Below are 11,417 nucleotides of genomic sequence, written 5' to 3' on the forward strand. Positions count from 1 at the left end.
AAATATAAAGGTTGTTTTTTGAAAAATATCCTTTATATTCAAAAAAAGAATAGAATCTTTTTCCAAAAAGAATAGGGAGATTTTATCCATTGCCTTTTTTTGTTCAATTTTGATAATTCAAGAAAAACGGGCATGCCGTATCGTGCGTTTTAAGTGTGGTTTTTCGGTGTTTGTTTTTCGGGTACATATATTGTCATTTTATTTAATAAAGCGCGTTAAAACAACGCTGTTGAAGCCGACAACAATTTGTCTAAAAATGACAAATTTTGCTATTATTTTGTTTTTTATTTCACTTTTTTATATTTGCTGTCCACGATTTGTTTTAACCTATCGAGATAATCCCATTAAAAACGACATAATCCAAGTGTAATAACAACCGGGGTTTCGGACTGATCCGAATTAAGTATATATACTGTTCTTCTTGTTTTCTTAAAATACAAAAGGGGAACCGACATCACGTCGCCACCCCTCCCTTAACTTAAACGCCAAAACTAAATCTAAACAAAAAACACAAATAATGATATTATATCTTATTTCGTATTTTATTTCCTATTATTTGAACCTTTCATAAATTCCCGTGCAAACTTATATTCTGCTCCGGTTAGTTTATAAAGTTTTTCAGGGGAAAGAATATTCTTAAACTTTTTGTAATATTCTTTATCCAACTGAGCTTCTTTTAAGCGAACTTCTACACACTCATCTACAACATGTAGATAGTTTTCTGAAGTTGCATTTTCTTTCTTTCTCATTTCACGGGATAATTCCCTGCATCGTTGGCCTGCCTCAAATTTCTTACGCTGGAATTCATCATAAAGAGGTATGAATTTTGCGGCTTCTTCTGATGTAAGGCCAACTTCATTGATTAAAAAAGAATTTCTCTTTTCAATAAACGCTTTCCTGTCAAATCTATGTCCCTGATGTTTGTTTTGGGCTAAAAGTGTGCCTGAAAACAAAAAAGAGAACGTGACAAATGTAATAATAAATATTTTATTCATACAAATGAATTTACAAAAATGTTCTATATGGCTAATTAAATGCTCATTTTATTCGGAATCTGCCATCTCTTCTTCCAAAATATAATCTGAGTATCTTGCTTCAAGGTATTCGAGATATTCTTCATCGTATGTAGTCCTTGCTTCTGATATAACAGAAGAGGCTATCTGAGGCTGAGTCCAGAGAGAATCCGGATTCAAAGATGTGTTTTGTTTATCCAAACCAATAAAAACATTAATAAAGAATCCAATACCAACTATTGCGGCAGCTACTGCAATCCATGGGCGCAGACGACTAATGAAAGAAACTTTGGATGTTTCTTCTTTTGTCATGGTCTCTTCCGGCAGCTGACTCATAATCCGGTCAGTCAGCCCTTCCATGTATCCATCAGGTACGCGGAAAGGATTTTGCCTTTTTAAGTCTTCTAATTCATGTCGTTTCTCTCCCATATTTTTACTCTTTTTTCTTTTGACTCTTTTTTCCCTCAAAGGTTTAAACGTCTTTTGTTAAAAACTCCTCGACTTTTTTAGTTGCGTGATGATAGGACGCTTTTAACGCACCTACAGAGGTGTCTAATATCGCAGACATCTCTTCGTATTTCATTTCGTCAAAATACTTCATCACAAATACAATCCGTTGTTTCTCCGGTAATGTCAGGATTGCTTCCTGTAATTTCATCTGCACTTTGTCTCCGTCAAAAAAAGTATCGCCTTTGAGCCGTTCTAATAAAAAGACGTCTGTGTCGTCTATTGAAACATTATTCTGATTACGTTGTTTATTCAGGAACGTAATACATTCATTAATGGCAATTTTATACAGCCAGGTGGATAACATAGAGTCTCCCCGAAATGATTCGATGTTAGTCCAGGCTTTCAGAAACGTATTTTGCAATAAATCGTTTGCGTCATCATGGTTTAAGATCATCTTCCGGATATGCCAGTATAGTTTCTCACTATAAAGATTCACTATCTGAGTGAAAGCAGCCCGTTTTTTATCGGGCGATTGCAAGTCTCTCAGTATCTCCTCCTCTTTATTTTGCTGCATACTTTCTATTTTGGAGTAAATATATTAAAAAACTTTCTATTTTTGTCTAAACAAAAGAATTCATGGATACCCACACGATATTACTTGCTTTTGGTTTAACACTTCTTGCAGGGCTTTCTACCGGAATAGGTAGTGTATTAGCCTTCTTTACGAAAAGAACGAATACGAAATTCCTGTCAACTGCTTTAGGTTTCTCGGCGGGGGTGATGATTTATGTGTCTTTTATGGAGATGCTACCTGATGCAAAAACCGGGCTTATCGAGAATTACGGAGAGCGTTGGGGAACACTGTATATGCTTTTGGGCTTTTTCGGAGGAATGGCCCTTATCAGTTTGATAGACTTTCTTGTCCCCGAAGATAAGAATCCGCATGAGATGCATAGAGTGGAGGAGCTGGATAATAAACAAACCGGTTTGAAAAAAACCGGAATGATGGTTGCCCTTTCTATTGGCATTCATAATTTCCCTGAAGGTATCGCAACTTTTACTTCTGCTTTAAATAGTATGGAGGTTGCTTTGCCTATTACTTTTGCAATAGCAATACATAATATTCCGGAAGGAATTGCTGTCTCTGTACCTATTTATCATGCTACGGGAAATAAGAAGAAGGCCTTTTGGTTGTCTTTTCTTTCCGGTATGGCAGAGCCGGTAGGTGCTTTGTTTGGCTTTCTTATTCTGATGCCTTTCTGGACACCTGCCTTAAATGGGTTTATCCTGTCCGCTGTTTCTGGTATTATGGTCTTTATATCAATGGATGAACTTTTGCCCAGTGCGCAAAAATATGGAGAACACCATTTGTCAATAATAGGGTTGATAGCCGGTATGATTGTGATGGCGCTCAGTTTGTTTCTGTTTATATAAACATTGCCTTTCGGTTAAGTTGTATTTGGAATGAAAACCTTTTTATATATAGTATTAATTAATAAAACTACTAAACCATGAATAGACTAATACTCTTGTTCTCTTTTGTGTTGATTGCTGTTATGGCAAAAGCAGAGAAACAGTTTACTTTGTCCTCTCCAAGTGGAAAATTGCAAACAAAGATTGCCGTAGGAGAGAAGATTACCTACAATATTCTGTGTAATGGACAAGAAGTCCTTTCCCCTTCAGCCTTGTCTCTGAGCTTGGAAAATGGAGAAATATGGGGTGAAAACCCGAAATTAGCAGGTAGCTCTACGAAGAGTATTTCCCAAATTATCCCCGCTCATTTTTACCGCGCAAAAGAACTCCAGGACGTTTATAATGTACTCGTGTTGCGTTTTAAGAAGGATTGGAGTCTGGAATTCCGTGCATACGACGATGGAATTGCCTATCGGTTTGTAAGCAATAGAAAGAAACCTTTTACTATTCTGAATGAAAATGTGGAATATCTTTTTCCTGCTGATGCGGTAGCAACTGTTCCTTATGTTCGGGATGGAGGTACTTTTGATGCTCAGTTTTTTAATTCATTCGAGAATACCTATACAACAGATAAGATTTCGAATCTGGATAAAAAACGTTTGATGTTTTTACCCTTAGTGGTAGAAGCCGGGAATGGAGTTAAAGTGTGTATCACCGAGAGTGACCTGGAGAATTATCCGGGACTTTATCTGTCAACGACCAAAGGCGTAAACCAATTAAGCGGTGTCTTTGCTCCTTATCCTAAACAAACGGTTCAAGGAGGGCATAATCAGCTTCAGATGTTGGTGAAAGAACGCGAGAATTATATTGCCAAGGTAGATAAACAACGTTCTTTTCCTTGGAGAATGGCGATTGTGACAACTTCGGATGCTGATTTGGCTGCAAGTAATCTGACTTATTTACTGGCTGCTCCTTCCCGTTTGGACGATGTCTCATGGATCAAGCCCGGTAAAGTAGCCTGGGAATGGTGGAATGACTGGAACTTAGACGGTGTCGATTTTGTGACAGGTGTAAATAACGAAACATACAAAGCTTATGTCGATTTTGCGGCTGAAGAAGGTATCGAATATGTTATCCTTGATGAGGGGTGGGCAGTTAATCTGCAGGCGGATCTTTTGCAGGTCGTAAAAGAGATTGATTTGAAGGAAATTATTGCTTATGCAAAATCTAAGAATGTAGGGATTATCCTTTGGGCAGGGTATCACGCTTTTGACAGGGATATGGAAAATGTTTGTCGGCATTACTCTGAAATGGGGGTGAAAGGTTTTAAAGTAGATTTCATGGATCGTGATGATCAGGAAATGACCGCCTTTAACTACAGGGCAGCAGCGACGTGTGCCAAATATAAATTGCTTTTGGATTTGCATGGAACGCATAAGCCGGCCGGATTAAATCGTACCTATCCGAATACCTTGAATTTTGAAGGGGTTCATGGTTTGGAACAAATGAAATGGAGTAAGAATACGGTTGATCAGGTAACATACGATGTAACGATTCCTTTTATTCGTCAGGTAGCAGGTCCGATGGATTATACACAAGGTGCTATGCACAACACGTCTAAAGGAAATTATTACCCTTGTTATTCAGAACCGATGAGTCAGGGAACCCGTTGCCGTCAGTTAGCTTTATATGTTGTCCTTGATTCTCCGATAAATATGCTGTGTGACGCTCCGACTAATTATCGTCGTGAACAGGAATCTGCCGATTTTATAGCGAAAATTCCTACAGTTTGGGATGAAACAATTGTGCTCGATGGTAAAATGGGAGAGTATATCGTTACCGCCCGTCGTCAAGGTACGACTTGGTATATAGGTGGAATGACGAACTGGACGGCACGTGATATCGAAGTTGATTTGTCTGTCCTCAAAGGAAAAGGTAGCAAACTGACCTTATTTAAAGATGGAGTAAATGCGCATCGTATTGGAAAAGATTATAAATTAGAAACAGTCCAAATCAAGAATGGCGATAAATTAAAAATCCATCTGGCACCGGGTGGAGGCTTCGCCGCAAGACTTGAATAGTAAAAGGATCATTCTATACAAATGACTAAAAAACATCCCGGTTTCTCAAGGGTAGAGACCGGGATGTTTTTTCAATTTCTCCAGACTAATCCGTCCTGTCGTATATGCCATAGTTGATTGTCAAGTGGCAGTGTTATTTCATACGTTGACGGAGTTGTATGTATATTGAGATATTTCAGTTCATTCTCCGTACATATATCTGCAGCCTGTAAATCTGTTTTTGTTTTTGCGTATTTGCCCGTTTCCTTCCGGTACGTAGCCTGGCGATAATAAAGGTTGCGAAGTTTCCATTTTACCTCTTCTTCGGGGGCAATAAAGAATTTGTCTTCCCTTTCTCCGGCTTTAGCTGTAGAAAATTGTACAAATCCCCAGAATTCAGGACGATGAATGTCAATAACACCTGTTGGCGCCCATACCCAATTATATTCTCTGATTTTTTCTTCTCCTTTGATGGGTATCTTTACATATGTACCATGTTGTATAGACGTTGTCCATTGTACACGTGAAAAATTCACCCGTATATGTTCTCCGTCCTGAGGCATCTTCGCCCGATGCATAGGTTGATAGACTGATTTCCATGGAATGAAAACTTCTATGCTCCAGGAAGAGTCTGTGTCGCTCGGATTATTTACAGTTCCATCAATAGATACGGCTGATTTCATCCCTGCAAATTCCCAATTATTGAGTACAACCGCCCCGTCGCGGTATGGCTTTGTCAGGAATAAATCCCATACCGTACCCAGAGCATTTACTTCATATTCCATGTAGTTGTGCGTATCGTTAGACGGATTCAGGAATATTTCGAAATCGTTGTCATGAAAAATTACCGCATCATGTTGGGTTATTGTTCCCCAAACGTGCGGCTCCTCCATAAGCGCAGCAAAATAGATCCCTGTACTATCGTATGCCATTTTTACACGAGTCTGAAAATGTGGGGTAGGACGCTTGCTCCCTTCAATATCTACAAAGTCTGCGCTCCAGGGTATCTTGTCCCATTCCTCAGAGTTTAACTTCCCGTCAATTATAATTGTTCCAGGAGTCTTATAGCAAATATATCCCGGAGGATTGAATGCAATAGGCGGTTCATAATTAAACTGAGGCTGATTGCTCTTGTCGCCATACCAATAGATAAAGATGAGAGCTATACTCATAGCCAGTAGGGGAAGAAATAGTTTTCGTCGTTTCATGTTGTTTAGTTTGCGTATATAACCTGTTGGCGAAATTAAATATTCAAATTATTGTATGTGCAATTAATATGCAATATTCGCAAAAATCCATAATCTCAGCAAATTTACCTCGTCCGTGATATGGCTCTTTAATTTTCTGATTTTAAGCCCGAAAATAACCTTTATATTTTTTTATTTAATATGTCGAGTCCGGCTTCTAACCAAATGTCTATGTCATCCGGATAAAATTGGTCAGTACGCGTTTCACTGCGCATTGTGCCTAAACGGACAATAACAGCATTTTGTTCCGGAATAACAAATACGTATTGTCCCAATATGCCCCGCATATAAGGAATGTTCATCCCGCTATAATTCAAATGCCAAAACTGATAACCGTAAACAGAGTTCGGTACTTGATATTCTGCAAAAATAAGGGATGAGTCCGGCGTCGTTGCTTTTTCCAGAAAAGAAGCAGAAATAAGTTGCTTTCCATCCCAACAGCCTTTATTTAAGACCAATTGTCCGAAACGAGCGAAATCCCGCGCATTACTGTTGAAGCAACAATAGGCTTTCTCCATCCCGTCTTTATGATCTAAACTCCAAAGCGCATTTTCTTCGGCTTGCATGGGTGTCCACAATTTACGGGATACATAATCGGAAAGTTTTTCTCCTGTAGCCTTTTCAAGGATAAAAGCCAACAATTGCGTTACACCGCTTTGGTAAATGAAATTTACACCCGGCTTTTCAATTTCTTTCATCTCAAAGGCTACCTTTCTCAAATCATTCCCGTAATATAGTTTTGTGGTAGGCGAAAAAGGAGAGGTGTAGGCTTCCTGAAAATCTACGCCTGCACTCATGGTGAGCAGATGTTTGATTGTTAAAACCTCTCCCTTATATCCTGAAAAGTCGGACAAGAAATCACTGACGGGCTGATCTACATCACGAATCAATCCATCATCAATGGCGCAACCTACTGCCAAAGCAACAATACTTTTGGCCATAGAAAAGGAATTGCTAAGAGTTTGAGACGAATAATCCTCCCAGTAATTTTCAAAGAGCAATTCGCCATCTTGGATCACAACAAAGGATACCGTTCCATATTTTTCAAATGAAGAACATAAATGTTCGGGTATTTCCTGCTTATTATATCCTGACGCACGTTTCCATGCAACCGGATTGCCGGCTTTTACCACCCGGTTGTGGAAGATCGGATATTGATCAATCTTCGGGGTTAGATGCACGAATGCTTTGCGGAGATAATAGTTGGACGGCAAAGCCAGAAAAACAATAAGTCCGCATAAAGCAACAGCTATTCCAATCCACCATTTTCTCATTCAGCAGTATCTTCTTTATACCAGGAAGCATACATATGATAATTTCGTGCTATCCGCTGGTTCATTTCCTGAGCCTGAACAGGATCTACTTTTTTTATAAATTTGGCAGGAACACCGGCATAGATACTGCCCGGCTCGACTATCGTATTACTGAGGACTACTGATCCGGCTGCAATGATTGCTCCTTCGCCTACAACGACATGGTCAAGTACAACTGATCCCATGCCTATTAAAGCACCGTCACAAATTTTCGCGCCATGAATCGTTACATTATGACCAACGGAAACATCATTCCCGATTTCAATCGTAGATTTCTGATATAACGTATGTAAAACGGAACCATCCTGGATATTGACTCCGTTTCCGATCCGGATGGAGTTGACATCCCCCCGGAGAATAGTGCCAAACCAGATACTACAGCCGGTGCCAATTTCTACATCTCCAACGATTGTTGCGTTTTCTGCCACATAGGTGTCTTCTCCGATCTTTGGGGTGAAGCCCCGTACTGATTTTATTAATGCCATATACTTTATTCTATTTCTGCTGTTTTTTCTTTTAACCATGCCGCTTCTTCTGCTGAAAGATGCGGGCTGAGTTGTTCGTAAACGTATTCGTGATATTTATTAAGCCAAGCCAATTCACGTGCCGATAACATGGATGGAATAACCAAACGTGTATCAATATAACAAAGCGTAAGCGTATCGAAGGTTAGGAAACGGCCATATTCCGTCACACTATCCTCACGGATTACCATGATATTTTCAGTCCGTATTCCATATTCACCCGTTCTGTACATGGCCGGCTCATCGCTTAACACCATCCCAATACGGAGTTTGACGGGATTTTCTTCCATCCGGATACTTTGGGGGCCTTCGTGTACATTCAGGCAATGTCCGATGCCGTGACAAGTTCCATGTAAATAATTAATCCCTGCATCCCAGAGAGCTTTTCTTGCCAATACGTCAATTTGACTTCCTCTAATTCCATCAGGGAATTTGCATTTAGCAATACTGATTGTTCCCTTTAAAGCATAGGTGAAATCTTTTTTCATCTGTTTGGTCGGCTCTCCCAATGCAATTGTTCGCGTAATGTCTGTCGTGCCGTCTAAATATTGTCCTCCGGAATCAAGTAAATAAAGCCCTTCCGGTTTTAGTTCCGTATCCGTTTCCGGAGTAGGAGTATAGTGGACAACAGCCCCATGTTCGCCATAACTTGAAATGGCGGCAAAACTATCCATTATATATTGAGGTTGTTCCGCTCGTAAGGACGTCAATTTAGCAGAAGCACTCAATTCTGTTACTCTTTTTCCAGTAGCCAACTGTTGTTCTAACCAGATGAAAAAACGAGTCATGGCAATGCCGTCTTTTATAACAGCACTGCGAAACCCATTTATCTCTGTTTCATTCTTAATGCTCTTCAGATGATTTGCGGGGGAAATCCCTTCAATGATTTTGGCACTCTCAGGAAGTGCATTGCAAATCGCAACATTTGTTTTTGCCGTGTCAATAAATACGCGACTATCTTCCGGAATACGTGATAAATAAGGTAGTATCATTGAATAATCAGCCAATATCACTCCCTCATTTTTTAACCTGTTTGTCACCTCTTCCGTTAATTTCTGAGGCTGAATAAATAAGACACTCTCCTTTTCAGAAATAAAAGCGTAACTAATAACTACCGGGTTATACGTGACATCCGTTCCACGTATATTGAAAGTCCACGCAACTTCGTCTAAAGCCGATAAGATTGTGCAGTCTGCCCCCGCTTTGCGTAGTTCTGCGTTTATTTCTTGGATCTTCGTAGTCGTGGTTTTACCACTGTACTCGATAGGCATCTCAAATAACGTATGATTGGGAATAGCGGGACGATCTTTCCATATTTCGCCAGGCAGATCATCAGAAGAAGAAATTAAAATGCCTTTTTCCTTTAGTTCCTTTTTCAAAGCTCTATCATCAGCTAAGCTGTAACATTGTCCGTCAAACCCGACGGTCTGTCCTTCCTGAAGATTCATCATCAGAAATTCCGCTATCGAAGGCGTCTCAGGTAAAGCTAATTTATATAAATCTATACCCGTGCCGCTCAACTGATCGGTAGCTTGTAAAAAATAACGTGAGTCAGTCCATAATCCTGCCTTCTCAGTCGTTATCACAATCGTACCGGCAGACCCTGTAAAACCTGATATCCATTGCCTTGTTTTCCATCTGTCGGCAGGATATTCACTCATATGCGGATCAGAACTCGGGATAATGTATGCTGCAATCCCTCGACTAACCATTAACTCTCTCAACGCTGTAATCCGTTCAATTATTTTCGTCTTCATCAAACTATACTATTAAATCAAATATTCAACCTAATAGACAAAGTTATTAAATAACTGAAAAGACAATACTTTTGATTACATTTTCTTCGGTTATGTCCAGAAAGAATGACAGCCTCTTTTTTATATTTATAATTATCTAAGAATAATTAATAGGATAATTTTTCAGCACGAAATTTTTCAGGAAATTTTTCATAATTAAAAATTGCCGCAAAAAAGATCGAAAACTTCGAATTGTGAAATTCGCCCCGATCTTCATCAATTTTGATAAATGAAGCTAAATCCATTTTCTTAAACCTCTTTGCATATTCATTTAGTTTATCTTCAATACCTAAAATAATAGTTGAATACCTATTTAAAAAATAAAACTGAAAATAGTATATATGATAATTCTTATCAAAGAATAAAACCAGCTCTCCTCCTCTAAATAATGCTGTTTTGATTTCTTCATCAACTTCTCCGAAACATTCATAGTATATTTGTGTTATTTCCTGCATAAACCTTTCATTCATGTCATAAGAATAGTGACCTTTTAAAGGAGTTTTTTTATCTATTTGGATTCCTTTAGGGGCAAGAATCATAGTAGTTGAGTATGTGCTATCAATGCTGAAAAACTTTGAATTTTGAGCATTTACCCCACCAATAATAAAACAGGATATAATAAGTATTAATTTTGTTTTCATAACTGTAATTTTTAATATTTAATCAAATCTTATTGGTCTATCAAATAACATTTTAAGAAGCATAGGATTAAAAGAAGAAGAATAACTTTCTTCATCGGATACCCATTTTGAACAAAATTCTTGAAATTCAGCTCTAGCGGCTCTGTCAAAGTAAGCTCCTTTATCCAATACTATATATCGAATCCAAGTCGCATATGATTCGGAAAATTCACTTGATTGTCCCATGCCACCAACTAACCCGGAAGGGGAAAGACCTTGCATTGTACCTACTAAATTAGCTATATCAGCAAAAACTTTAGCTTCAAATTCGCAATTTTTTGCGGTAGACGACATAGTGTTTGGATATAAGAATTGATCTTGAAGTACATGAACAAATTCTTCCAAGGTTGTTCTAAGGTTAATATCATCAGCATTTCTATATGTAATTAAGTTATTAATGCGATCATATTGAGCAGGTGCATCATTCTTTGTCTGACCTATGGTAAATGAGATTTCCACATCTTGATTTTTCATTAATTGAAAGAATTTCTTGTGGACAGATGATACTGAATTACTTGTAAACATTTCAATGACATTTGCCAACTTCTCTTTTTCCAAAAGATTGAGCCCAGTTACATTTCCACGAAATTGATGTAGTTCTTTATAAACGAACTGCCATGTTTGACCACTATTGAAGCCATTATTTCCTCCTCCTCCTTGTGAAGAAGGATAACCATTAGGTGTGTAAGAAGGAGAAGGAACTGCACCAACAGGTAAGCCCACGGCACTACCTCCATGAGTTTCCCAACAATGCGTACCTTTAAACCAATCGTTTACGTATGCATCTACACATCGAACAGTAACAACAGATTTAGTTGTTAAATAATAAGGTCTATCATCTGTTGTTATCAAAGTGTCTTCACTACAGCTTACAAGAAAAACTGCGAATAAAAGTAATAAAGTTTTTTTTATAACATATAA

Annotated in this window: 11 protein-coding genes; 2 read left to right on the plus strand and 9 right to left on the minus strand. The window is 38.5% G+C overall.

Annotated features, from left to right (window positions below; genetic code table 11):
• Positions 1–542: 542 nt before the first annotated feature.
• Genes PHT93_RS14145 through PHT93_RS14155 form a run of 3 tightly spaced genes read right to left on the minus strand, consistent with a single transcriptional unit; the run spans position 543 to position 2,037 of the window.
• Complete coding sequence (locus PHT93_RS14145; protein WP_300244200.1) at positions 543–995, minus strand: hypothetical protein; 453 nt, start codon at positions 993–995, stop codon at positions 543–545.
• 48 nt (positions 996–1,043) lie between these two features.
• Positions 1,044–1,442 carry a hypothetical protein gene (locus PHT93_RS14150; RefSeq protein WP_300244202.1) on the minus strand — a complete coding sequence of 133 codons (399 nt, stop codon included), beginning with the start codon at positions 1,440–1,442 and terminating at the stop codon, positions 1,044–1,046.
• A 43-nt stretch (positions 1,443–1,485) separates the two neighbouring features.
• Positions 1,486–2,037 (minus strand): RNA polymerase sigma factor, encoded by a 552-nt coding sequence (locus PHT93_RS14155; RefSeq protein WP_300244204.1) that lies wholly within the window; start codon positions 2,035–2,037, stop codon positions 1,486–1,488.
• A 62-nt stretch (positions 2,038–2,099) separates the two neighbouring features.
• On the opposite strand from PHT93_RS14155, the gene zupT reads away from it, so the two are divergent.
• Positions 2,100–2,897: a zinc transporter ZupT gene (gene zupT / locus PHT93_RS14160; protein WP_300244206.1), complete on the plus strand. Its 798-nt coding sequence runs from the start codon at positions 2,100–2,102 to the stop codon at positions 2,895–2,897.
• A gap of 77 nt (positions 2,898–2,974) precedes the next feature.
• A complete protein-coding gene (locus tag PHT93_RS14165; protein WP_300244208.1) occupies positions 2,975–4,957 on the plus strand; it encodes a glycoside hydrolase family 97 protein in 1,983 nt (660 codons plus the stop codon).
• Positions 4,958–5,028: 71 nt separating this feature from the next.
• Here PHT93_RS14165 and PHT93_RS14170 read toward each other — a convergent pair whose 3' ends face one another.
• The 6 genes from PHT93_RS14170 to PHT93_RS14195 form a co-directional block, all read right to left on the minus strand.
• Positions 5,029–6,144 (minus strand): carbohydrate-binding family 9-like protein, encoded by a 1,116-nt coding sequence (locus tag PHT93_RS14170; protein ID WP_300244210.1) that lies wholly within the window; start codon positions 6,142–6,144, stop codon positions 5,029–5,031.
• A gap of 161 nt (positions 6,145–6,305) precedes the next feature.
• On the minus strand, positions 6,306–7,457 hold the full coding sequence (locus PHT93_RS14175) for a serine hydrolase (RefSeq protein WP_300244212.1): 1,152 nt from the start codon (positions 7,455–7,457) through the stop codon (positions 6,306–6,308).
• Complete coding sequence (locus PHT93_RS14180) at positions 7,454–7,981, minus strand: gamma carbonic anhydrase family protein (RefSeq protein ID WP_300244214.1); 528 nt, start codon at positions 7,979–7,981, stop codon at positions 7,454–7,456. Before PHT93_RS14180 ends, PHT93_RS14175 begins: the two co-directional genes overlap by 4 nt.
• 5 nt (positions 7,982–7,986) lie before the next feature.
• Positions 7,987–9,777 (minus strand): aminopeptidase P family protein, encoded by a 1,791-nt coding sequence (locus tag PHT93_RS14185; protein ID WP_300244217.1) that lies wholly within the window; start codon positions 9,775–9,777, stop codon positions 7,987–7,989.
• Between the two features lie 146 nt (positions 9,778–9,923).
• Entirely contained in the window at positions 9,924–10,457 is a 534-nt protein-coding gene (locus PHT93_RS14190) for a hypothetical protein (RefSeq protein WP_300244219.1), read from the minus strand.
• 18 nt (positions 10,458–10,475) lie between these two features.
• Positions 10,476–11,417: hypothetical protein (locus PHT93_RS14195; RefSeq protein ID WP_300244221.1), on the minus strand; the 942-nt coding region annotated here is incomplete at its 5' end.

Origin of the sequence: Massilibacteroides sp. (assembly GCF_028705895.1) — a bacterium.
Lineage (GTDB): Bacteria > Bacteroidota > Bacteroidia > Bacteroidales > Tannerellaceae > Massilibacteroides.